Here is a 23,335-nt window from a genome sequence, read left to right on the forward strand (position 1 = left end):
ACGGCAGCGGTTTCCGGAGCCACCTCGACCGCTGCGTCCGAAGCGTTGATGCGGGAGATGTCGCTGTGAGGAAGCTGGGCCGACATCAGCTGCTCGACCCGCTCCATGGCCGAAAACGCCTCGCTGACGGCGGCATCCGGCGACGTCTTCCCAGCGCCGAAAACGGTGATCTCGACCACCGTTCCCATCAGCAGGCGGCTGCGGCTGACGGCCTGCTGCTCGCGGTCGCAGCGCTGGGCGGCAAACAGGGTCAGCAGCCCGAGCAGCAGCAGGATGGCCAGGGGTCGGGTCAGGGGCAAGGGCTACTCCTCGACGATTTCGCCGATCAGGTCGTAGTCCGAAGAGTCGGTGATGCGCAGTTCCACAATATCACCGATTTCGGCCTGACCGGCGGTGATATAGACCTGGCCGTCGATGTCCGGGGCCTGGCGGATGCTGCGGCCGCGCAGCAGCAGCTCCGTCTCTTCGCTGAAGCCTTCCACCAGCACCGGCTCGGTACGGCCGACCAGGGCCCGGTTTTTGCGGAAGGAAACCCGCTGCTGAGTCTTCATCAACTTGGCGTAACGAGCCTTCTTGACCCGCTCGGGAACCTGGTTTTCCAGGCCGGCGGCGGCGGTCCCCTCTTCCCGCGAGTAGCGGAACACCCCGACCCGCTCGAAATGCCCCTCGTTGATGAAGTCATGGAGGCGGGAGAACTGCTCTTCGGTTTCACCGGGGAAACCGACGATGAACGAGGTGCGCAGGGTCAGCTCGGGAATCCGCTCGCGCAAGCGACCGACCAGGGCGCGGATGCCGGCCTCGTCGATCCGCCGGTTCATCATCGCCAGGATGGCACTGTCGACATGCTGCAGGGGGATGTCGAGGTAGTTGCAGATTTTCTCCTCGCTGGCGATCAGCTCGATCAGTTCGTCGCTGAGGCCGTCGGGGTAGGCGTAGAGCAGGCGCAGCCAGCGCAGGTCGTCGATCTTCACCAGTTCGCGCAGCAGATCCTCGATACGGGCGCCGTCGGAACGGTCGGCCCCGTAGGCGGTGATATCCTGGGCAATCAGGTTGACCTCTTTGACCCCTTCGGCGGTCAGCTTGCGTACTTCTTCGACGACCGAGGCGATGCTGCGCGACCGCAGGGTGCCCCGCAGCTGGGGGATCACGCAGTAAGAGCAGTGGTTGGCGCAGCCCTCGGCGATCTTCACGTAGGTCGAGTAAAAGGGGGATGACTTGACCCGCGGGGTGGTGTGGTCGTAGAGGAATTCAGGCAGGCCGATCGCCTCGGTCTGGCCCGACTTGCCCAACTGCGCATCGAGCAGCGCGACGATGCGCGGAGCATCGGCGGTGCCCATGAACAGGTCGACCTCGGGCAGTTCATCAGCCAGCTTTTCCCGGTAGCGCTGGGGCAGGCAGCCGCTCACCACCAGCAGCTGGCAGCGGCCGTTCTTCTTGTAGTCGGCCACCTCGAGGATGGTGTCGACCGACTCCTCCTGGGCATCCTTGATAAAGGAGCAGGTATTGACGATGATGATATCGGCCTGCGCCTCGTCGGTGACGATATTGAAACGGTCGGTCGGCAGGTGGCCGAGCATGACTTCGGCGTCGACCAGGTTTTTCGGGCAGCCGAGGCTGACCAGGCTTACATTCAGCTTGTTCAAAGTGATTTCCTTTGGAAATCAGGAAGCAGGCAACAGGGCAAAGACAACAGGGAAAATCCCTACAGCCGGCCCCCTTTGCCCGGATCCTGGAACGCTATGACCGCATGTTGACGAACTGCAGTTCGACGCCGAAATCCTTGCCCTTGACGGCCTGGATGACCTCCTGCAGATCGTCGATCTTCTTACCGGAAACCCGCACCTGGTCTTCCATGATCTGGGCCTGGACCTTGAGCTTGGACTCCTTGATGAACTTGATGATTTCCTTCCCCTTTTCGGTGGAAACCCCCTGGACGATGGCGACCCGCTGGCGCATGGCTCCCCCCGAGGCCAGCTCTTTTTTGCCGTAGTCGAGACACTTGGGCGACACGTTGCGGCGCACCAGCTTTCCCTTGAGCACGTCGATCACCGCGTCGAGCTTGTAATCGTCAGCGGCGAGGATCGCGATGGCGTCGGTTTCAAGGTTGATCTCGTTGTGGGTTCCCTTGAAGTCGAAGCGCTGGTCGATCTCCTTGCGTGCCTGGTTGACCGCGTTGTCGATCTCCTGCATGTCGACCTTGGAAACAATATCAAAACTGGGCATGACGGTTCCTCCTTTAATCATATTGCGGCCGGCCCCGAAGAACCTCACCGAATCAATGGCTTATAACACAATACCGCCCCGGATGCCAAGCCTGAATCCGGGGCGGTATGCGTCCATCTTTACAGGCGAAGATCAGTAGCCCATGCCGTTGCCGGAGGGGCGGATCACTTCAACCCCGGCCGGCGGCATGAAGCGGAAGAGGCTATCGGGGATGCCCCGGTTGACCCGTGCCCCGCTGAACTCGATGATGGTGGTATTGCCGCTCGGGTCGAAGACCGTGCTCGAGAGCAGCGGAAAGACATCACCGAAGGTTGCGGGCCGCCCGGTCGGGATCACCGAATCACGGTTGACCACCAGCAGCAGCCGCTGGATCATCGGCGACACCCGGCGCGGACGCAGTTCGAGGACGTAGTTCCCCTCGATGTCCTGGTTCGGCTCGGCCCAGCCGATGAGAAAATCGCGGGACAGGTTGCCGAGCCCGGTGAGAAAGGTGACCGGATCGTCGGGACGGGACTGGGCCGCCAGCTCAATATCCGACTGGATCACCTGGCGATTGTCCGGCAGGTAAACCCAGATGGTCCTGCCGTCGGAGACGATCTCCTGGGTGGTCGGCTGATCGTACTCCCAGCGGAAGAGCGCCTTGGGCACCCGGTCGCCGCGAGTGTGATCGAATTTCACCATGACCCGGCCGCGGCCGCGCTGCACCCGGTCCAGAGAAGCAATGCGCGACTCCTGAAAAAAGTCGGCTTCGAAATCACCGATCGCAATGTCGGCGGGGGCATCGGCCTTGAACGGGTCTTCGATCGCCCGGATGACCTGGCTCATGCCGATGGATTCACCGCGAGCCAGGGCCAGGGCGGGAACCGAGAGGAGCAGGCACAGGGCCATAACGAACATACGCTTCATGAATATTCTCCAGACAGGACGTGGTTCAGATACAGAGGTCACCGACCCGCAGCGAGCGCACCCGCAGCAGCCCGGTGGCAAGGTCAAATTCAATGGTCCGGCCGTGATTGCCGCCAACATCTTCAGCCACCAGCGGGATGCCGAGCTGCGCCAGCACCTGCCGGCCCGCGCTGATGTTGCGGGCGCCGATGCCGTCTTCGGACGCCGGGTTCAGGGATTCGAACATGTTGGCCCCGCCGGCGAGCTTGGCGGTCAAGTGCTGCGGACCGGAACCCGCAGCCAGCAGTTCGTCGAGCATCAGGCGGATCGCCCCTTCGACGTGCTTGGCCGGCCGGCTCTCCGCACGTCCGGCGCGGACTCCCGGAAGCAGGGTATGGGCCAGCCCGCCGAGCTGCAGGCGGGCGTCGTAGAGAACGATGCCGAGGCATGAACCCAGCCCGTATGATATCAGAATTTCGGGAGCACGGGCCACTCTAAATTCAGCGATGCCGACCCGCAGTTTATCCGCCATGACCGGCCTTGAGCAGGACGTCCAGGGTGCGCGGATCGGGGAGGATCATGAAATGACCGCGAATCACCTCGTCGGTCGGCGCCTGGCCGTGGAACTCGGTCTCCACCATCAGCGCCAGGTCCCCCTCCTGGCTCAGTTCGATCAGCACGTTGTCGACCACCGCCCCGGCCATGTCGTAGGCCAGCAGCGGGATCGATGGAATCAGGGTCATGTGCAGCAGGCTGCCGAGAGCCGACAGGTAGGCCGAGGCGAGGATGTTGCCGAGCTCTTTCAGGGCCGAGGTACTGAGCTCGTCGAACATCAGCCCCTTGGGCTTCTTGCCGACCAGACGCACCAGCAGCTGCTGGGCACTTTCCCGCGGGAAGATGAGCAGGATGGTGCCGCGGGCGTCGCCGAAGATCTGCAGGGTGATCCCCACCACCACCTCTTCGGCCCCGCCGACCAGCTCGGGCATTTCTGAAATCTCGGCAATGGTGATACGCGGCACCCTCAGGTGAACGGTTTGGCCGATCAGCTGGGACAGGGCGGTGGCGGCATGGCCCATGCCGATATTGCTGATCTCCTTGAGAGCATCGAGCTGTCCGTCGCTCAGCGGAACCAGGGTCATGAATTACCTCCTGCCGACCGGAGCCTGTTGCCGGCGGCCTGTTCGTCCAGAAGACTTTGGGGATCGATGATGAATACGATGCTGCCGTCACCTAAGGTAGTGGCCCCGCTGATCCCGGCCAGGCGATCAAGGGGGAAGGCCAGCGACTTGACAAAGGCCTCGCGCTGGCCGACCAGGCGGTCGACCACCAGGCCGACCTTGCGTCCGCGCACCTCGCTGATGACCGCCGGGATCGCCCCGGACATCGGCCGATGCGGGAGCTGCAGGATCTTGCGCACCGACAGCAGCGGCACCAGCTCGTCGCCGAGACGGATCACCTTCTGCCGCCCCGAGGTGCGAATGTCCTCGCGGGTCAGTTCCAGGGTCTGCAGCACGCGGGTCAAGGGGATGGCAACGGTCTTCCCCTCGCATTCCACCAGCAGCACCTTGATGATCGCCACCGAGAGCGGCAGGTAGAGTTGAATACGCGTTCCGGCACCCTTCGCCGAAAGAATCTGCAGGGTGCCGCCGAGCTGCTCGACCACCGATTTGACCACGTCCATGCCGACCCCCCGCCCTGAGGTTTCGGTTACTTCAGCCGCGGTGGAAAAACCGGGTACACAGACCAGCTGGAACAGGTCACGGTCAGCCATCGACCGGGCCTGGGGCACCGACAGCAGACCGCGCTCGACGGCCTTGCGGCGGATCGCCTCCGGGTCGAGCCCGCGGCCGTTGTCACGCACCTCGATGAGCACCAGGTCCTTTTCCCGGGATGCGCTCACCACCAGCTCCCCCTCCGTCTCGATCCCGTGGTCGATGGCATTGCGCACCATGTGCATCAGGGGATCGGCCAGGGCCTCGAGGATCGCCCGGTCCAGTTCGACCTCCTCCCCCTCGACCCGCAGGCTGACGCTCTTGCCGGTCTTGCGCTCGAGGTCGCGCACCTGCCGGGGAAGCCGCCCGGTGATGCTGGACACCGGCATCATGCGGACCTGCAGCACGTGATGGTGGAGATCAGTGATCAGCCGGGTCAGCTGGTCGAGACCGAGCTTCATGTCCTGGGGGCGATTTTCGGCGAAGGCGGCCTGCAGCATGTAACGGTTGGTAATCAGCTCCCCGGCCAGGTTGATGAACTGATCGAGCAGCCCGGTGCGCACCCGCACGGTCCGCTCGCGATCGTCCCGCCGCACCGGCTGGGGCCGCTCGACCACGCAGGAAACCCGGGCCACGTCGGGCATGGCCAGCAGCCGCTCCTTGACCGCCGTCGCCGCTCGGGACGTTACCAGGCGCAGTTCCAGCCGCTGAACGGCCCCGCCCTGCAGCAGCGCCTGCTCGTCGGGAACGCAGCTCAGCAGCCGGCCCTGGCCGGCCAGGTCGCGGATCATCAGCAGCGAGCGGGCCGCCGGCGCCACCGCTCCGGAAACCAGTTCCACCACGATCCGCAGGGTTTCCTCGCCGCTTACTTCCGGCGCGGCAACCGGAACCACCGGGGGCGCCGGCACGGCGACCGGGATATCCGGCAGCTCGACGACCCCTTCGCCGGGCGCGTTTGCGGCTATAAACGCGGCGATATCCCGCTCGGGGCGCTCGGCAGCCAGATCATCGACCAGCCCCTCGAGCAGATCGACGCCGGCCAGCAGCCAGTCGACCGCGACCGCAGAAACCTTGCCCTCGGCCCGAAACCCGTCGAGAAAATCCTCCAGGTGATGCGCCAGTTCGGCGGTTCGCTCGTACCCCATCGACGCCGCCATCCCCTTGATCGAATGGGCTTCACGGAACAGGGAGTCGATCCCGTCCCGGTCGGCGGGGTTTTTCTCCAGCTCCACCAGCAGCAGCCCCATCTTGTGGAGATGCTCCCGGGTTTCGGAGAAAAACATATCGCGGTACTTTGACATGTCCATCAGCAATCGCCGCTTTCGTCAGAGCGCCTGAAAACCTCAGGCCTGGCCGGCAATGCGCCGTACGACCTCGAGCACCTTGTCTTCCTTGAAGGGCTTGACGATGAAATCCCGGGCGCCGGCCTGGACCGCCTCGAGAATCAGCGACTCCTGCCCCATGGCGCTGCACATGACGATGCAGGCGTCGGGGTGCTCCTTGCGGATATCCAGCAGCGCCTCGATGCCGCTCTTGCGAGGCATGACAATATCCATGGTGACCAGGTCCGGATGCAGCTGCCGGTACTGCTCCACGGCCTCGAGTCCGTCGGCGGCCTCGCCGATCACCTCGTGTCCGGCCTTGAGAAAAACCTCTTTGAGCATGTTCCGCATGAACAGGGCATCATCGACAATCAGTACCCTCAGCCCCATGGCTTCCTCCCGTCTGAATTCATAAGTTTTCCAGGCTGCCAAGCAGCCGCTCCAGGTCGAGCAGATTAATCATTTCACCGCGATCGGGCAGCACGGCCCGGATACAGGTCGCCTGCGACTGGTCTTCCGGGCCCGGCAGCAGGGCCTCGTCGGCGAAGGGGACAATCCCCGCCATGGCCGTGACGGCCAGCGCCAGCTGGGCTTCGCCGGGGGTCAGGACGATGACCCGCGGATCGCGCTCAGCCTCGCCGAAGCCGAGACAGGCCGCCAGATCGAGGACCGGCAGGATACTGCCGTGAAAATTCATCGCCCCAAGCAGGCTGGCCGGAGCCCGGGGGATGTAATAGAGCTGGGGGGATTCGACGACCTCTTGAATGTGCGCCACCTCCAGCCCGTACATTTCGCCGCCGATCCGAAAGACCAGGAGCTGAGCCATCCCCTATTGTGCCTTTCCACTGTCGAGGCGGAAGCGCTTAACCACTTCGAGCAGGCTCTCGGCCAGTTCAGAAAGGACCTGGGCCGCTCCCGCCATCTCTTCCATCGAAGCGGTCTGCTGCTCGGTGGCCGCCGAGACCTCCTGGGTCGAAGCGGCGTTGTCTTCGGCCACCCGCGAAATCTCGTCGATGGCCGCAACCATGCCGCTGGCCCCGTCGGTCTGTTTCTGGGCCAGTTCGGCAATGCCGGTAGCCTTGGCCTGGGTGCCGAGGGCGGTCTTGATGATCGCCTCGAAGGCCTGGCCGGTATTGTCGATGGCCGCCCGCCCCGAATCGATGTCCTGCACGCTTTCCTTCATCGACTCCTGCACTTTTTGGGCCTCGTTGCGGATGGACTCGATCAGCTGGGTGATTTCCCCGGCGGACTCGCCGGTCGAGTCGGCCAGCTTGCGGATTTCTTCGGCCACCACGGCGAATCCGCGCCCGTACTCGCCGGCCCGCGCCGCCTCGATGGTGGCATTGAGCGCCAGCAGGTTGGTTTTGCCGGCAATCCCGGTGATCACATCGACGATCTTGCCGATTTTCTGCACCTGGCCGCCGAAAGCCGCCATCTGCTCGCCGTTGCTCTCGACCTTGGCCAGCACCTGCTTCATCCGGGCGATGGTGTCCCGCGACATCTCGCCGCCGCGCTGGGCGGTTTCGGCGGTAGCGCTGGCCGAAACCGAAACCTTGTTGGCCGAGGCGGAGATCACCTCGATCGACATGGCCATCTCCTTGATCAGGCGCGAGCTCTTCTCGACCATCTCGGCCTGGGTTTCGGCCCCCTTGCTGATCTGCTCGATGGTTTTGGAAATTTCGTGGGACGAAGCGGTCATCTCCTGCGAGGTGGCCGACAACCCCTGGGCCGAATCGGCCACCTTGAAGGACGACGAACGGATGGTGCCGACCAGGTCGCGCAGACTTTCGACCACCCGGTTGAGAGAGGTCGCCAGGTCGACGGTCTCGTCAGGAAAGACCGTGTCCGGCAGTTCCACGGCGGAGGAGAGGTCGCCGTGGCTGAGCCGCTCGACCGCTCCGTTGAGCAGCCGGATGTTGGAGGTGAAGCGTTTGGAAAAAAACCAGCCGAACACCAGGCCGACCAGGATGGCGCAGGCCACGGCGAACAGCTGCTGCCAGTGTTCCGGGATCCCCAGGTACGGAACCACCAGGTTGAGTAGCACAATGGAGGCCACCACGACGATGAAGCCCACAATGAACTTGTAGCTGATGTCTACACGCATCGATCCGCTCCTTCAACAAAAAATCCAGCTTAAGATTACACGCGCCGGTAAATCCGCTCGCGGGCGTTTTCGCTTTCGAACAACGCTCTCGACTCACCCATCAGGTTTTCGGCCCGACCGAGGACCAGGAAGCCGCCCACCGGCAGCACCCGGGCAAAGTGGCTGATGATGCGCTCCTGTTCTTCCCGCGAGAAATAGATCAGGACATTGCGGCACAGGATCAGGTCGGCCTCCGGGTATTCGGTGTCGGTCATGATGTTGTGCCGCTGAAAACGCACCATCCGGCGGATGTTCTCTTGCAACCGGTAGCGGTCCCCCTCGGCAGTAAAGTAGCGCTCGCGTATCTGGTCGGGCATCTCGGCCAGCCGCTGCGATTCGTACAGCCCCTCGTGGGCCCGCTGCAGGATGTCCGGGCTGATGTCGGTAGCCAGCAGCGACAGCGGAACCCCCAAAGGCGCCATCTCGTGCAGCATCAGGGCCAGGGTATAGGGTTCTTCGCCACCGGCGCAGCCGGCGCACCAGATTTTCAGCGGCCGGTTCCGGACGCCCTGCAGCCGCTGGATCAGCTGGGGCAGAACCTGGTCCCGGAGGTGCTCGAAGGTGGAAATGTTGCGAAAAAATTGGGAGACATGGATGGTCAGCGCGGCCATCAGGGCCGGCACCTCGTCCTTGTCGCCGCGCAATCGCTGCAGGTAGTCTGCGGCGTCGCGGGCGCCGCAGCTGCGGGCCCGCCGGGCAACCCGGCGGCGGATACAGCCGTCCTTGTACATGCCGAGGTCGAACCCGACCCGCTCGAACAGGATGTCCCTGACTTCGGCAAACGCCTGATCGGGGAAATCCCCTTCGAGCAGGGGAGCGGCAGGCGATTTACGATTAGGATCTGCAGTCAATCAGGCTCTCCCCCCCCAGGTTCCGGCGGTCGTACCGCCGGGCCATGCCTTCTGTCCTGTCAAAAATGGTTGTACCCGGCCGGCGAAGCCGGCCGCAGCGTGCCGCTGCGCTGTTTCACCGCCAGGCCGGCAGCCAGCACAATGCGGCCGATGCGGGTCACCGGAACGGCCAGGGCCGCCAGCAGCGACTCCCGCTCCGGAGGCACGGTAAAGAGCAGTTCGTAGTCTTCGCCGCCGGACAGGGCCAGTTCGATAGAGTTCGGGGCATCGATCAATGACGCCTGCAGCGCTTCCGAAAGGGGCAGCGCCGACTCGTCGATCTCGGCTCCGACGCCGGAAGCTTCGAGCAGGTGCCCGAGATCGGCCAGCAGGCCGTCGGAAACATCGATCATGCTCGACGGAATACCGGCCGCGGCCAATGCCCGCCCGAGCTCGACCCGGGCCCGCGGGTCATGGTGGCGGCCGGCGGCTTCCGCATCCGGCGTTTCGCCGGCCAGCAGCCGCCGCAGGGCCAGGGCACTGCCGCCCAGGGTGCCGGAAACATAGACCGCATCCCCGGGCCGGGCCCCGGAGCGACAGACCAGCTCGGCGGCCGGCACCGTCCCTTCGACGGTCACCGAGATCAGCAGCGGCCCCGGCGACCGGCAGGTATCTCCGCCGACCAGGGTCGCGCCGTAGTCGGCGCAGGCCGACAGGAAGCCGGCCACGAAGGCATCCAGCTCCTCGACCGCCAGACCGTCCGGAATGCCGAGGCCGAGGTAGAGGTAGCGGGGGGTGCCGCCCATGGCGGCGATGTCGCTGACGTTGACCGAGACGCTCTTGCGACCGAGCAATCCCATGTCGGTCCATTCCCTTCGGAAATGGACATCCTCGATCAGCAGGTCGGTGCTGGTCAGCAGCCGCTCCCCCGGCGGCAGTTCCAGCACGGCGCAGTCGTCACCGATGCCCACCGCCACCCCCGGCGCCTTGGCGACCGCCTGCCGGATGCGCTCGATAAAACCGAACTCGCCCAGCTCGGAAAGCTTCATGCCTTGGCTTCCAGGGCCGTCGCCAGCACTTCGTCCATCGTCGAGGCGGAGACGAAGCGGACTTTTTTGCGCAGGTTGGGCGGAATGTCCTCGAGGTCCTTGGTATTGCGGGACGGGATAATGATGGTTTTGATGTTGGCCCGCACCGCCGCCAGCACCTTCTCCTTGAGCCCGCCGATGGGGAGCACCTTGCCGCGCAGGGTGATCTCGCCGGTCATGGCCACGTCCTTGCTCACCCGCCGCCCGGAAAGGGCCGAAACCAGTGCCGTGGCCATGGTCACCCCGGCACTCGGGCCGTCCTTGGGGATGGCCCCGGCCGGCACGTGGACGTGGACGCTGGTCCCCTCGAGAAAATTCGGGTCAATCCCCAGTTCGACGGCGTGGGCCCGGGCGTAGGAGAGGGCCGCCTGGGCGCTCTCCTTCATGACGTCGCCGAGGTGACCGGTGAGGGTCAGGTCCCCCTTCCCCTTCATGGTGCTGACCTCGACGTAGAGGATCTCGCCGCCCACTTCGGTCCAGGCCAGTCCGGTCGCCACCCCGATTTCACTTTCGCGAAGCTCCTCCTCGGGGAGGAAGCGGGGCGGGCCGAGGAAGCCGGCCACGGTGTTCTCGGCCACCAGCACCGGCTGCTTGCGCCCCTCGGCGAAACGGCGGGCGACCTTGCGGCAGACGCTGCCGATCTCCCGCTCGAGGTTGCGCAGTCCGGCCTCGAGGGTGTACTCGGTGATCAGCTTCAGGGTGGCCTTGTCGGAAAATCGGATATCCTTGGCCTTGAGCCCGTTCTCCTTCTGCTGCCGGGGGATCAGGTAGCGGCTGGCGATGGCCTGTTTTTCCTCGGTGGTATAGCCGGCCAGCCGGATCACCTCGAGGCGGTCCTTGAGGGCCGAGGGGATCGGGTCCATGACGTTGGCGGTGGCGATGAACAGAACCTTCGAGAGGTCGAAAGGGAGGTTGATGTAATGGTCGGAAAAGGCGTGGTTCTGCTCGGGGTCGAGCAGTTCCAGCAACGCGGCCGAGGGGTCGCCGCGGAAATCGGCGCCGATCTTGTCGATCTCGTCAAGCATGAAAACCGGGTTGTTGGTGCCGGCCTGCTTCATGCTCTGGATCACCCGCCCCGGCAGGGCGCCGACATAGGTGCGCCGGTGACCGCGGACTTCCGCCTCGTCGCGCACCCCGCCCAAGGAAATGCGCACGAACTCGCGGCCGAGGGCACGGGCGATGGACTTGCCGAGGCTGGTCTTGCCGACCCCGGGCGGGCCGACAAAACAGAGAACCGGCCCCTTCATGTCTTTTTTCAGCTTGCGCACCGCCAGAAACTCGAGAATCCGCTCCTTGACCTTCTCCAGGTTGAAGTGATCCTCATCGAGAACCTTGCGGGCCTTTTTCAGGTCGAGATTGTCGCGGGTCGAATGACTCCAGGGGAGCTCGACCAGCCAGTCCATGTAGGTGCGCAGCATCGAATACTCGGCGGCCTCGGGGTGCATGGACTCCAGCCGCCGCAGCTGTTTTTCCGCCTCAGACCGGGATGCCTCCGGCAGCTTCGCTGCCTCAAGCTTCTGCCGCAGCTCGGCCACATCCTCGGCCCGGGCATCGGCCTCGCCCAGCTCGGCCTGGATGGCCCGCAGCTGCTCGCGCAGGTAATACTCGCGCTGGGTCTTGCCCATCTCCTCCTTGGCCTGGCTCTGGATCCGGTTCTGCACGGTGGCCACCTCGAGCTCCTTGGCCAGCACATCCTTGACCTTGCGCAGACGCTCGAGGGGATCGATCACCTCGAGCAGCTCCTGGGCCTGAACCACCTTGAGCCCGACGTTGCTGGCGATCAGGTCGGCCAGGCTGCCGGGATCCTCGATATTTTCCAGCACCACCGAAACCTCGGGGGGGAAACTCTTGCCCAGATGCAGCAGTTGCGCCAGCTGGTCGCGCACCATGCGCATCAGCGCCTCGGTTTCGAGAGACATTTCGGGTGCCCGCGGCTCGTCGAGACGCTCGAGCCGAACCACATGATAAGGCTCTTCGGAAACAAAGGAACTCAGCCGGGCCTTGGCCATGCCCTGCACCAGCACCTTGACCCGGCCGTCGGAGAGCTTGAGCATGCGCATGATCATCGCCACCGTGCCGACGGTGTAGATATCATCGACTTCCGGTTCTTCCTTGGCGACATCCTTCTGGGTCGCCAGGAAAATCATCCGGTCGCCGGCCAGGGCCGCATCGACGGCAGCGATCGACTTGTCACGCCCGACAAACAGGGGCAGGATCATGTAGGGGAAAACAACGACATCCCTGACGGGAAGCAGAGGAAGTTCCTCCGGGATACTCATTTCCTTCATTTCAATCGGATTGCCCAAGGATTCCCTCCGAAGCATGCGGGACGAGCCGGGGCACGCCCTGTAACGGCTGTTCGGACCCATCGTATCCGCTGCAGTCCAAAAAAATTCAAATTATCGTAACCATACAAAAACCCTCGGCGAAAGTCCAGCGGGTAAAGCAGCAAGCAACTCTCCGAGCTCTGGCGCAACGTCGATCCGGGTCGAACCCTAAGCTGCGGGCGCGCCGGGCCGAAACGGTCCACCTGCAGGGCCCCCGCCACCACCGCCCGGCTTTTCCTTTGCGGAAGTCGAATCCCATGGAGACATGCAGAGGACAGCCCGGTCCGGAACCTGCAGCCCATAGCCATGCCGGCTGCGGCCCCGGCCGAAAACCAGGGTCAGGATCATGCCGAGCAGCAGCAGTCCGAGCAGCACCGCCCAGATCAGGCTGTCCCGTTTCATCGCGCGCCCCTCAGCAGTCCTTGAAGCGGGCCGGCCGCTTTTCGAGGAACGCCCGCATCCCCTCTTTCTGATCTTCAGTGGCAAAACAGAGGGCGAACAGGTCGGCCTCGTAGGCTGCGGCCCGCAGGCTCTCCATCTCCAGACCGTTGACCACCGCTTCCTTGCCAAGCCGCACGGCGACCTGCCCCTTGGACGCGATCCTGGCCGCCATCGCCTGCGCCTCGGCCAGCAGCTGCCCTGCCGGCACCACCTTATTGGCCAGGCCGATGCGCAGCGCCTCGGCAGCATCGATCATGTCACCGGTGAGAATCAGCTCCAGCGCCTTGCCCTTGCCGACCAGGCGCGGCAGGCGCTGGGTGCCGGCCCAGCCGGGAATGATGCCGAGATTGACCTCGGGCTGGCCGAAGCGGGCACTCGAAGAGGCGATGCGGATATCGCAGGCCATGGCCAGCTCGCAGCCGCCGCCGAGGGCGTAGCCGTTCACTGCGGCGATCACCGGCTTGGCCCCCTGCTCAATCAGGTTGAGCACCGACTGAGCCAGCTGGGCGCTGGTCCGGGCCGGCATCGGATCAAGCGGTGCCATCACCGAAAGGTCGCCGCCGGCGACGAAGGACTTCTCGCCGGCCCCGGTCACAATGACGACTTTTATTTCAGGGTCGCTCTGTACCGCGGTGAAATAGACTTTGAGCTCTTCGAGGGTTTCCAGGTTCAGCGCATTGAGCGACTGGGGGCGGTTGATGGTCAGGATCGCGACCTGATCCGCGACATCGACAAGCAGGTTATTGAACTGCATAGTAAAATTCCCTTTCGCAAAAGAGTTTCCCCAAAAAGACAGAAGGGCGGCCCGCAGGGGCCGCCCTTCTTTAGATAACACTATGCCGAAACGGAATTACTTCCGCGGGCCGGCTTGGGTAAAGTCGAAATCATCGCCGTCCTTGACGTATTTCTTGAAGTTCTCGATGAACATGCCGGCCAGCTTGTTGGCGGTATTGTCGAAGCTTTCCTTGTCGGCCCAGGCGTTGCGAGGATTGAGCAGGGCGCTGTCGACCCCGGGGAGCGCCTTGGGAATGTGCAGGCGGAACCAGCGGGTCTGGTCATACTCGGCCTTCTCGATGCTGCCGTCGAGGATGGCGTTGACGCAGGCGCGGGTCGCCTTGATGCTCATGCGCTTGCCGACCCCGTAGCCGCCGCCGGCCCAGCCGGTGTTGACCAGGTAGGCGTTGACGCCGTGCTTTTCCATCTTCTCGCCGAGCAGCTTGGCGTAGGCGGTCGGGTGCAGCGGCAGGAAAGCCTCGCCGAAGCAGGCCGAGAAGGTGGCCGAAGGCTCGGTGACGCCGCGCTCGGTACCGGCGACCTTGGCGGTATAGCCGGAGAGGAAATAGTACATCGCCTGCTCCTTGGTCAGCTTGGAGACCGGGGGGAGTACGCCGAAGGCGTCGCAGGTGAGGAAGATGATGTTCTTCGGATGGCCGGCCTTGAGGGAAGGCTCATGGTTCTCGATGTGCTCGATCGGGTAGGAGACGCGGGTGTTCTCGGTCTTGGCACGGCTGTCGAAGTCGATCACGCCGTCATCGTCGGCCACCACGTTTTCAAGCAGGGCGTTGCGCTGGATGGCGTTGTAAATCTCCGGCTCGCTGTCAGCGCTGAGGTTGATGGTCTTGGCGTAGCAGCCCCCCTCGAAGTTGAAAATGCCGTCCTCGTCCCAGCCATGCTCGTCATCGCCGATCAGCTTGCGCGAGGCGTCGGTCGAGAGGGTGGTCTTGCCGGTGCCGGAGAGGCCGAAGAAGAGGCAGACGTCGCCGTCTTTGCCGACATTGGCCGAGCAATGCATGGAGAGGATCCCCTGCAGCGGCAGCCAGTAGTTCATCATGGTGAAGATGCCCTTCTTCATCTCGCCGCCGTACCAGGTGCCGCCGATAATGGCCACGTTCTTCTCGATGTTGAAGACGATGAAGACTTCGGAGTTGAGGCCGTGCTTCTCCCAATTCTTGTTGGTCAGGTTGCTGGCGTTGTAGACGGTGAAGCCGGGAGCGAACCCTTTCAGGTCGGCGGCGCCGGGGCGGATGAACATGTTCTTGACGAAGTGCGACTGCCAGGCGAACTCGGTGACAAAACGGACCGCCTTGCGGGTCTTCTCGTTGGAACCGCAGAAGCCGTCGGTGACGTAGAGGTCTTTTCCGGAGAGGTACTCGGTAACCTCGGCATACAGTTCGTCGAAGACCTCGGGAGCCATGGCCACGTTGACCTTGCCCCAGGCGATGTTTTCAAAAGACGGCTTCTGGTGGACGAAATATTTATCCTTCGGGGAACGCCCGGTAAACTTGCCGGTGTCGACCATCATGGTGCCGTTTTCAGAAACCCGCCCTTCCTTGCTGGCGACTTCACGCTCGAACAGCTCGTCATAGTCCAGGTTGTGGTGTATCTTGCCGATGCTTTTCAATCCGAGATCTTTTGCCTGAATCATTTAATCACCTTTTGGTAAAGAGGACTCGCGCCTTCCCGGCAGTGGTTCGCGCGCGTTTCAATCCTTTAACAAATTTATTCAAAATAAAAAAGAAAAATCGGTTCTACGGGTCATTTAATCTGGAAATTCTCCTGATGCAACGCCATTCTAGCTCATATAATGGGCTAAAAAATTGACCTGGCTGACGTTTGACCAATGTTCCCACTAAATAACGATGTGCTTTAAAACAATGGTTCCATAATGTATGATATAAGTTTAGAATGGTTAAAAGTTTCTGGGATCCAAGGAATCGCAACCCTGTTTCGTGGTGACCTGATTCCCCGGTCAACTTTGGCAAACGATTGCCTCGGAAACCACATCATTTAATTCCCGAACGAGCAGGACAGACCAAACCAATGAGGAGGCTACCGGCATGAGCTACGAGGTTCCGAAGAACGACAAACTGCTTAAATGGGTCGAAGAAATGACGGCCCTGTGCGAACCGGAGAAAATTCACTGGTGCGACGGTTCGCAGCAGGAATACGATGAGCTCTGCGCTTTGCTGGTTAAAGCCGGCACCTTCCGCAAGCTCAACCAGGAAAAACGTCCCAACAGCTATCTGGCCTGGTCGGATCCGATCGATGTCGCCCGGGTCGAAGACCGCACCTTCATCTGCAGCATTTCTAAAAACGATGCCGGCCCGACCAACAACTGGATGCCGCCGAAGGAGATGAAAGAAAAGCTCAAAGACCTCTTCAAGGGGTGCATGAAGGGGCGCACCATGTACATCATCCCCTTCAGCATGGGCCCCTTGGGTTCGCCCATCGCAAAAATCGGGGTCGAAATCACCGATTCTCCCTATGTTGTCATCAACATGCGCATCATGGCCCGCATGGGCAAAGCCGTCTTTGACGTTCTCGGCAACGGCGACTTCATCCCCTGCATGCACAGCATCGGCGCCCCGCTGCAGCCGGGTCAGCAGGACAGCACCTGGCCCTGCAACCCGGAAAAATACATTGTCCACTTCCCTGAGGAGCGCTCGATCTGGTCCTTCGGCTCGGGATACGGCGGCAATGCCCTGCTCGGCAAGAAGTGCCTGGCACTGCGCATCGCCTCCAAGATCGGCAAGGACGAAGGCTGGCTGGCCGAGCACATGCTGATCCTCGGCGTGGAATCCCCCCAGGGGGAGAAAACCTATGTCGGCGCTGCCTTCCCCAGCGCCTGCGGCAAAACCAACTTCGCCATGCTCATCCCCCCCCCGACTTTCGATAAAAAAGGGTGGAAGGTGACCACCATCGGTGACGATATCGCCTGGATCAAGCCCGGCCCCGAAGGAAAGGTCTACGCCATCAACCCTGAGTACGGCTACTTCGGCGTCGCTCCCGGCACCAATGTCAAGACCAACCCCAACGCCATGGCCTCCTGCGCCGCCAACACCATTTTCACCAACGTGGCCCTGACCCCCGACGGCGATGTCTGGTGGGAAGGGATGACCGACGAACCGCCGGCCAAGCTGACCGACTGGCAGGGAAATGAGTGGACCCCCGGCTGCGGTCGCCCCGCCGCCCATCCCAACGCCCGCTTCACCTCGCCGGCCTCCCAGTGCCCCTCCATCGACCCGGCCTGGGAAGATCCGAAAGGGGTGCCGATTTCCGCCTTTATCTTCGGCGGCCGGCGCAAGAACACTATCCCGCTGGTTTACCAGTCCTTCAACTGGAGCTTCGGCGTCTATCTCGCCGCCACCATGGGCTCGGAGACGACCGCCGCTGCCGTCGGCGCCACCGGCAACGTCCGCCGCGACCCTTTCGCCATGCTCCCCTTCTGCGGTTATCACATGGCCGACTACTTCAGCCACTGGCTGCAGTTCGGTCGCACCATCCCGAAGCCGCCGAGGATCTTCAGTGTCAACTGGTTCCAGAAGGACGAGAGCGGCAAGTTCGTCTGGCCCGGATACGGCGAAAACATGCGCGTGCTCAAGTGGATCGTCGAACGGGTTCTGGGCCGGACCGGGGCGGTAGAAAGCCCGCTGGGCTGGATGCCACGGCATCAGGATATCGACTGGGAAGGGCTCGAGGAAATCAGCCGGGAGGATTTCCACCACATGATGGCGGTCGATCGCGACCAGTGGAAGGACGAACTGCTGGCCCACGAAGAGCTCTTCGTCAAGCTCTTCGACCGCATGCCCAAAGAGTTCCTGCACATCCGCGAACTGATCACCTCCAGCCTCTGGCACTCTCCCGAGCACTGGGAGCAGATCGGTGACGTTCACCCCGAGGGCTGGAATGAATAACCCTCAGAAACCTGGCTGAAAATTAAAACGGGGCGATTCCACTAGGAATCGCCCCGATGTCGTACGGCACGAGGAAACATACTCTCTTTTTACAAAGGCGTCCTCCATACCTTACCGATTCGCGAAACTTTTCCGGGCGACCCGGATCGGCCCCTGCCGAGTCCACGGTCTGCGCGACCTGAAGCAGCCCTGGAAACAATGCCCACAAGGACAACCGTGCAAGAAAAATGGGAAGCGTCCTTAATTTACTCCGCTCGCGACAGCAGATAGGCGACCAACTGCCAGGTCTCCTTTTGGTTCAGGTGGGGCGCCCAGGCCGGCATCCCGACCCGACCCAGCCGGATCGCCAGGAACAGGAAACCGGGCTTCGCATGGCGATAGGCGGGCTCGGTGAAATCGGGCGCCGCCGACCGAAACCGATCGCTGGCCTGACTGCGGTTTTCATCGAATGTTCCGTGACAACCGGCACAATGCACGATAAATAATTGCCGTCCAGCTTCACGGTCCGGTAGCGATTCGCGCATCCCGTCAGGCATCCGGGGTACAGCCGTATCTGCCGACGGCGAACCACAACCAGTCAGCACGACAACTCCGATCACCCAAATTAAAACGTAGCGTACCATTTCTGATTCTGCAGACCTTCTGCTCGCCTGCCTCTGCTCGGTATGGGTCGCACACCCCAGGCAACCAGTTCGGAGACAACACCGTCGAGCACCCGGCTCATCGCCGCCGTCACCGGGCGGGTCATGTCCAGCCCCATCTCCACCGAACCGGACTGGGCGCCCCAGATGACCACCTCGCCCGGCAGATGCCCCTGCAGCTCGGCCACCGCCAGCAGGTCCTGCAACCCCATCTGATGCACCGACAGTTTGCCGGCAAAGGCCCGCGCCACCTCTTCGCCTACCAGGCGGAAAATCGTTCCCGGCCGCGCCCCCATGTTCAGGGCATCGACGATCAAGAGCTTCTCGACCCCTTCCAGGTACGGCAGCAGGTCGAGGCCGAGGGTTCCGCCATCCAGGATTTTCACCCCGGCCGGCAATTCATATTCAGCCTCCAACGCCTTGATGATCCGGCCGCCGAGGGCATCGTCGGTCATCAACAGGTTGCCGAGTCCCAGCACCAGCACCATTACAGGTCCTCCGGCTCGATAAAGCGGTAACCGCTGAAAATTCCGCTGATCGTGCCGTTGCGTTCTTTCACATCCATCAGCCAGGCGCTGTAGATGTGGTTGATGACAAAACCGGCCAAAAGCCACATCACCAGGTGATGAGCCAGGCGCAGCCACTGGTTGCCGACGGCGAGGAGCGGGCCAAGCAGACTGCTCCAGAAACCGCCGGGGGCGGTCTGTCCATAGAGGGCGAAACCGGAGACGATCTGAAACAGAAACAGCAGAAAGATCCCCACATAGGCCATCGCGGCCACCGGGTTATGGCCGGCTTCGTAGGAAATCTGCCGGCCGGTAAAGGTGTAGTAACGCAGCATCTTGATAAAACTTTTGCGGCCCTTCTCGGTCAACCAGGGGCAGAAGGCCCGCCAGGAAGCATGCCGGTTGCCGATAAACATCCAGAGAATCCGCACCAGTACCGACAGGGCAAAGAGGTAGGCAAAGGAGAAATGGAGGAACCGGTTCCAGCCCATGATGTACTGGGCAGTGTCGCTCGCGGTATAGAAGGGATGGCCGATGTAAAAACCGGTCAGCGACAGCACCAGGACACAGATCACGTTGATCCAGTGAGTAATCCGCACCGGCCATTCCCAGACATAATGTATTTCGAGCATACAATACCTCCCCGAAAGCGGTGATTTGTAATTAGTTATTGGTGATTTGCAAAACCGCTGCGCACCACCAATAACTAATCACCAGTCACCATGCACTGCCCTTACAGCGCCCTGACCCGGATGATCTCGCCCCCCCGGCCATCGAGCACATGCACCGCACAGGCCAGGCAGGGATCGAAGGAATGAACCGTGCGCAGGATCTCCAGCGGCTTTTCCGGGTCGGCGATCGGGGTGCCGATCAGGGCCGACTCGTAGGGGCCCAGCTGGCCCATGGCGTCGCGGGGGCCGGCGTTCCAGGTCGACGGCACCACCGCCTGGAAGTTCTTGATCAAACCGTTTTCGATCCGTACCCAGTGTCCCAGCGCGCCGCGGGGCGCCTCATGGAACCCGAAGCCGCGCGACTCCTTCGGCCAGGTGGACGGATCCCACATCTCGCCGTTGTGGACTTCGAGGATGCCGCGCCCCATGTTGTCGGCCAACTGGTTCAGCCACAGCTCATTCTTCTGCGACAGCAGCAACGTCTCGATGCCGCGGGCGGCGGTGCGTCCGAGGGTCGAAAAGAGCGCCTCCGGGCCGACGCCGAGCTTGCCGAGCACGAAGTTGACCGTCTCCTGCACCTCCTTGTGCCCCCTGGCGTAGGCGATCACCATGCGCGCCAGCGGACCGACCTCCATCGGCTGGTCGTTGTAGCGCGGCGACTTGACCCAGGAATACTTCCCTTCGGTGTCGAGCCACTGGTAGGGCGGCTTGGGCCCGGTGTAGTTGTGGCTGGTCTCGCCGTCGTAGGGATGCAGCCCCTTGTCGTCCCCCTTTGCATAGGAATACCAGGAGTTGGTGACGTATTCGGTGATCCGGTCCTCATCCATGGTCATGACGTTGGCCAGATCTTTGCCCATGATCACGCCGCGGGGAAAGTAGAAGCTGTCGCTGCCGCCGCCGTTGTCCATGGGAAAGTCGCCGTAGGTGAGAAAATTCCCCACCCCGCCGCCGATCCCCGCCCAATCCTTGTAGAACGAAGCCACCGCCAGCAGGTCGGGGATGTAGACCTGCTCGACGAACTTGCGGGCTTTTTTCAGCAGCTTGCCGATATAGGCAACCTTATCGGCGTTGATGGCGTTCTGGCTGTCGGGATCGACCGGGATCGCCATGCCGCCGACCAGGAAGGTCTGCGGGTGGGGGTTCTTCGAACCGAGGATGGCGTGGATCTTGATGACGTCCTTCTGCCATTCGAGGGCTTCGAGGTAATGGGCCAGCGCCATCAGGTTGGCTTCGGGCGGCAGCCGGTAGGCGCTGTGCCCCCAGTAGGCGTTCTGAAACGGCCCCAGCCGTCCGGTGCCGGCAAAGGCCTTGACCCGCTCCTGCACCGACTTGAAGTAAGGCACGCTCGAGTTGGGCCAGTCGGAGATCGACTGGGCCAGCCTGGCCGTGGCGGCCGGGTCGGCAGAAAGGGCGCTGACAATGTCGACCCAGTCAAGGGCGTGCAGGTGGTAAAAGTGGATGACGTGATCCTGCACGTTCTGGATGCCCATGATCAGGTTGCGGATCAGCCTGGCGTTGTCGGGGATGCGGATCTTCAGGGCGTCCTCGACGCAGCGGATGCTGGCCATCGAGTGGACGGTGGTGCAGACGCCGCAGAAGCGCTGGGTGAAGTGATGGGCATCGCGCGGGTCGCGCCCTTTAAGGATCGTTTCGATGCCGCGAAAGGCGGTGGAGGAACTCCAGGCGTTGACTATTTTGCCCCCGTCGATCTGGGCTTCGATACGCAGATGACCTTCGATGCGGGTCACCGGGTCGACAACGATTTTCGTGGCCATCTATTCCTCCTTTTTCACCTTGTCCGATTCCATGGCATCCCCCTTGCGGAAGGCGCTGGCCACCCCGTGGACGGCAAAAGCCGCCGCGGTGCCCACGGCCAGACCGAGACCGATCTTGTCGGCGGTCATTTCGACGCCGAAACCGGGAACCTGCGGCAGCCGCCGGTAGAAGGGGGTCATGCTGTCCCAGAACTCCGGTTCGCTGCAGCCGATGCAGCCGTGCCCGGCCATGACCGGCCAGCTGGTTCCCTCGTTGTAGCGCACCGTCGGGCAGTTGTGAAAGGTCTCCGGCCCCTTGCAGCCAAGCTTGTACAGGCACCAGCCCTGGCGGTGGCCGGAGTCGCCGAACGTCTCGGCATACTGGCCGGCGTCGAAATGGGAGCGCCGTTCGCAGTTGTCATGGATGCGCTTGCCGTGGGCAAAGAGCGGCCGGCCCAGGCGATCGGTGGCCGGCAGCCGGCCGAAGGTGAGAAAGTGGACGATGGTCGCGGTCAGGTTGGTCGCGTTGACCGGGCAGCCCGGCAGGTTGAGCACCGTCGCCCCCGGCACCGCCTGCTGCACCGACAGGGCGCCGGTCGGATTGGGCGCGGCCTTGGGGATACCGCCGAAGGTGGCGCAGTTGCCGACCGCGATGGTGGCCGCGGCATTGCCGCAGACCCGCCTGACGATATCGAGGGCGCTCTCACCGCCGATGGTGCAGTAGACGCCGCCGTCGCCGGTCGGGATCGAGCCCTCGACGATGGCCAGGTACTTGCCCTTGTACTTTTCCACCGCCTGGTTCTTGGCCTCTTCGGCCTGGTGGCCGGCAGCAGCCATGATGGTTTCGGCGTATTCGAGCGAGATGGCGTCGAGGATGATCTCCGCCACGGCGGGCTGGTTGGCCCGCAGCAGCGCTTCGGTATCACCGGTACAGCTCTGGAACTCGAGCCAGATCACCGGCAACCGCGCATCCTCGAGCGCCTCGGCGATGCGCGGCACAAAGGAGAGCGGCAGCGCCAGGGCGGCCGCCGTGGCGCTGCAGAAAGCGAGAAAGTCACGACGACTGATGCCGCGAGCCTCCCAGCGCTGTAACAAAGCTTCACTTACAACGACATCGTTCTGATTGACTTCATGTAGATCCATCCGCACCCTCCCCCGATTAGCGTAGCAGCCTTTTCGCCGGACCCTAACCTCCACAAAACGCTATAACAATGTTATACCAACTATCATCATTAGCAAGTCATCGATAATGAAAAAAAACTCCCCCGGCACAGAACCTAAACCTGTTGACCGCTGCAGAAACAACTCTCTGCGCTCAGGCAAACCGGCTATACTTTCACAAATACCCCCCGATCAGGAGCATAAGCCATGCCCATCAAGGATATCTCGGTCACCCTTTCGAAAGGCCTGCCCGCCTTTCCCGGCGACCCCGCCATCCGTCTTGACCCTGCCGGTGATGCGGGCAGCCCGTTCCAGCTGACCCGCCTTCAGCTCGGCAGCCACGCCGGCACCCACCTCGACGCCCCGGCCCACCTGCTGAAAGACGGCGCGACAGCCGACAGCATCCCCCTGGCGACCCTGATCGGCCCCTGCCGGGTCATCGACCTGTGCGACCGGACCCAGCCGATCTCGGCCGCAGATCTGAGCAGGCGCGACCTGGCCGGGATCACTCGCCTGCTGCTGCGAACCAGCAATTCGGAACTCTGGCAGCGGCCCGGGTTTGAAAAAGGTTACCTTGGCCTGACCCCGGCTGCCGCCGCCCACCTGGTGAAACTCGGCATCCGGCTGGTCGGCATCGACTACCTGTCGATCGAACCGTTCTCAGCTGACGGCGACGTACACCGCATCCTGCTCGAGGCCGGCGTGGTGATCCTCGAAGGGCTCGACCTGGCCGGGGTCGCCAGCGGGGATTACGAGCTGATCTGCCTCCCTCTCAAGCTGGCCGGAACCGACGGCGCCCCCTGCCGGGCCGTGCTGCGACCACTCCCCGCATGACCTCTCCCGATCCTCCTATACAGCCGACGGGTTGATGCTATACTCCTAGCAAAGCCTTGCTTTTTCACGCGAAAGGGGGTTGGCAAATGACTAAAGACACGAG

23 protein-coding genes are annotated in these 23,335 nt (G+C 62.8%); 2 read left to right on the plus strand and 21 right to left on the minus strand.

The genetic code is table 11. From position 1 onward, the window contains the following. The 16 genes from ABYV89_RS03745 to pckA all read right to left on the minus strand — a co-directional run. Positions 1–299 (minus strand): FAD:protein FMN transferase (locus ABYV89_RS03745; protein WP_432821589.1); only part of this gene is annotated, 299 nt, incomplete at its 3' end. 3 nt (positions 300–302) lie between these two features. Next, positions 303–1,649, minus strand: coding sequence for a 30S ribosomal protein S12 methylthiotransferase RimO (rimO, locus tag ABYV89_RS03750; protein WP_432821609.1), 1,347 nt, complete (start codon positions 1,647–1,649; stop codon positions 303–305). A gap of 88 nt (positions 1,650–1,737) precedes the next feature. Continuing rightward, positions 1,738–2,223, minus strand: a complete 486-nt coding sequence (locus ABYV89_RS03755; protein ID WP_432821590.1) for a YajQ family cyclic di-GMP-binding protein — start codon at positions 2,221–2,223, stop codon at positions 1,738–1,740. Positions 2,224–2,355: 132 nt separating this feature from the next. Next, on the minus strand, positions 2,356–3,129 hold the full coding sequence (locus tag ABYV89_RS03760; RefSeq protein WP_432821591.1) for a LolA family protein: 774 nt from the start codon (positions 3,127–3,129) through the stop codon (positions 2,356–2,358). Positions 3,130–3,154: 25 nt separating this feature from the next. Further along, entirely contained in the window at positions 3,155–3,640 is a 486-nt protein-coding gene (locus tag ABYV89_RS03765; RefSeq protein WP_432821592.1) for a chemotaxis protein CheD, read from the minus strand. Next, the gene (locus ABYV89_RS03770) at positions 3,630–4,247 is read right to left on the minus strand and encodes a chemotaxis protein CheC (RefSeq protein ID WP_432821593.1); all 618 of its coding nucleotides are present in this window, start codon (positions 4,245–4,247) and stop codon (positions 3,630–3,632) included. Before ABYV89_RS03770 ends, ABYV89_RS03765 begins: the two co-directional genes overlap by 11 nt. Further along, a complete protein-coding gene (locus ABYV89_RS03775) occupies positions 4,244–6,127 on the minus strand; it encodes a chemotaxis protein CheA (protein WP_432821594.1) in 1,884 nt (627 codons plus the stop codon). The genes ABYV89_RS03770 and ABYV89_RS03775 overlap by 4 nt, the downstream gene beginning before the upstream one ends. Positions 6,128–6,163: 36 nt before the next feature. Then, positions 6,164–6,532 (minus strand): response regulator, encoded by a 369-nt coding sequence (locus ABYV89_RS03780; RefSeq protein WP_432821595.1) that lies wholly within the window; start codon positions 6,530–6,532, stop codon positions 6,164–6,166. Between the two features lie 19 nt (positions 6,533–6,551). After that, entirely contained in the window at positions 6,552–6,968 is a 417-nt protein-coding gene (locus ABYV89_RS03785) for a chemotaxis protein CheW (RefSeq protein ID WP_432821596.1), read from the minus strand. Between the two features lie 3 nt (positions 6,969–6,971). Then, a complete protein-coding gene (locus ABYV89_RS03790; RefSeq protein ID WP_432821597.1) occupies positions 6,972–8,246 on the minus strand; it encodes a methyl-accepting chemotaxis protein in 1,275 nt (424 codons plus the stop codon). Between the two features lie 35 nt (positions 8,247–8,281). Beyond that, positions 8,282–9,136, minus strand: coding sequence for a CheR family methyltransferase (locus ABYV89_RS03795; RefSeq protein WP_432821598.1), 855 nt, complete (start codon positions 9,134–9,136; stop codon positions 8,282–8,284). A 59-nt stretch (positions 9,137–9,195) separates the two neighbouring features. Further along, positions 9,196–10,164, minus strand: a complete 969-nt coding sequence (thiL, locus tag ABYV89_RS03800) for a thiamine-phosphate kinase (RefSeq protein ID WP_432821599.1) — start codon at positions 10,162–10,164, stop codon at positions 9,196–9,198. Continuing rightward, complete coding sequence (lon, locus tag ABYV89_RS03805; protein WP_432821610.1) at positions 10,161–12,491, minus strand: endopeptidase La; 2,331 nt, start codon at positions 12,489–12,491, stop codon at positions 10,161–10,163. Before lon ends, thiL begins: the two co-directional genes overlap by 4 nt. Positions 12,492–12,698: 207 nt before the next feature. Then, on the minus strand, positions 12,699–12,932 hold the full coding sequence (locus ABYV89_RS03810) for a hypothetical protein (protein ID WP_432821600.1): 234 nt from the start codon (positions 12,930–12,932) through the stop codon (positions 12,699–12,701). 10 nt (positions 12,933–12,942) lie between these two features. Continuing rightward, positions 12,943–13,725 carry an enoyl-CoA hydratase-related protein gene (locus ABYV89_RS03815; protein ID WP_432821601.1) on the minus strand — a complete coding sequence of 261 codons (783 nt, stop codon included), beginning with the start codon at positions 13,723–13,725 and terminating at the stop codon, positions 12,943–12,945. 96 nt (positions 13,726–13,821) lie between these two features. After that, a complete protein-coding gene (gene pckA, locus ABYV89_RS03820; RefSeq protein WP_432821602.1) occupies positions 13,822–15,396 on the minus strand; it encodes a phosphoenolpyruvate carboxykinase (ATP) in 1,575 nt (524 codons plus the stop codon). Between the two features lie 340 nt (positions 15,397–15,736). On the opposite strand from pckA, the gene ABYV89_RS03825 reads away from it, so the two are divergent. Further along, positions 15,737–17,665 carry a phosphoenolpyruvate carboxykinase (GTP) gene (locus ABYV89_RS03825; RefSeq protein ID WP_432821611.1) on the plus strand — a complete coding sequence of 643 codons (1,929 nt, stop codon included), beginning with the start codon at positions 15,737–15,739 and terminating at the stop codon, positions 17,663–17,665. A 245-nt stretch (positions 17,666–17,910) separates the two neighbouring features. Here the strand turns inward: ABYV89_RS03825 and ABYV89_RS03830 are convergent, their stop codons facing one another. The 5 genes from ABYV89_RS03830 to ABYV89_RS03850 all read right to left on the minus strand — a co-directional run bounded on the left by ABYV89_RS03830 (position 17,911) and on the right by ABYV89_RS03850 (position 22,380). Next, on the minus strand, positions 17,911–18,288 hold the full coding sequence (locus ABYV89_RS03830) for a c-type cytochrome (protein ID WP_432821603.1): 378 nt from the start codon (positions 18,286–18,288) through the stop codon (positions 17,911–17,913). Next, positions 18,270–18,794: a HyaD/HybD family hydrogenase maturation endopeptidase gene (locus tag ABYV89_RS03835; RefSeq protein ID WP_432821604.1), complete on the minus strand. Its 525-nt coding sequence runs from the start codon at positions 18,792–18,794 to the stop codon at positions 18,270–18,272. The genes ABYV89_RS03830 and ABYV89_RS03835 overlap by 19 nt, the downstream gene beginning before the upstream one ends. Next, positions 18,794–19,444, minus strand: coding sequence for a Ni/Fe-hydrogenase, b-type cytochrome subunit (gene cybH, locus ABYV89_RS03840; protein ID WP_432821605.1), 651 nt, complete (start codon positions 19,442–19,444; stop codon positions 18,794–18,796). The genes ABYV89_RS03835 and cybH overlap by 1 nt, the downstream gene beginning before the upstream one ends. A 101-nt stretch (positions 19,445–19,545) precedes the next feature. Continuing rightward, positions 19,546–21,258, minus strand: a complete 1,713-nt coding sequence (locus ABYV89_RS03845; protein ID WP_432821606.1) for a nickel-dependent hydrogenase large subunit — start codon at positions 21,256–21,258, stop codon at positions 19,546–19,548. Next, on the minus strand, positions 21,259–22,380 hold the full coding sequence (locus ABYV89_RS03850) for a hydrogenase small subunit (RefSeq protein ID WP_432821607.1): 1,122 nt from the start codon (positions 22,378–22,380) through the stop codon (positions 21,259–21,261). It abuts the gene before it with no gap. A 225-nt stretch (positions 22,381–22,605) separates the two neighbouring features. On the opposite strand from ABYV89_RS03850, the gene ABYV89_RS03855 reads away from it, so the two are divergent. Further along, positions 22,606–23,232 carry a cyclase family protein gene (locus ABYV89_RS03855; protein WP_432821608.1) on the plus strand — a complete coding sequence of 209 codons (627 nt, stop codon included), beginning with the start codon at positions 22,606–22,608 and terminating at the stop codon, positions 23,230–23,232. Positions 23,233–23,335: the final 103 nt, after the last annotated feature.

Origin of the sequence: Trichloromonas sp., assembly GCF_041583255.1 — a bacterium.
GTDB lineage: Bacteria > Desulfobacterota > Desulfuromonadia > Desulfuromonadales > Trichloromonadaceae > Trichloromonas.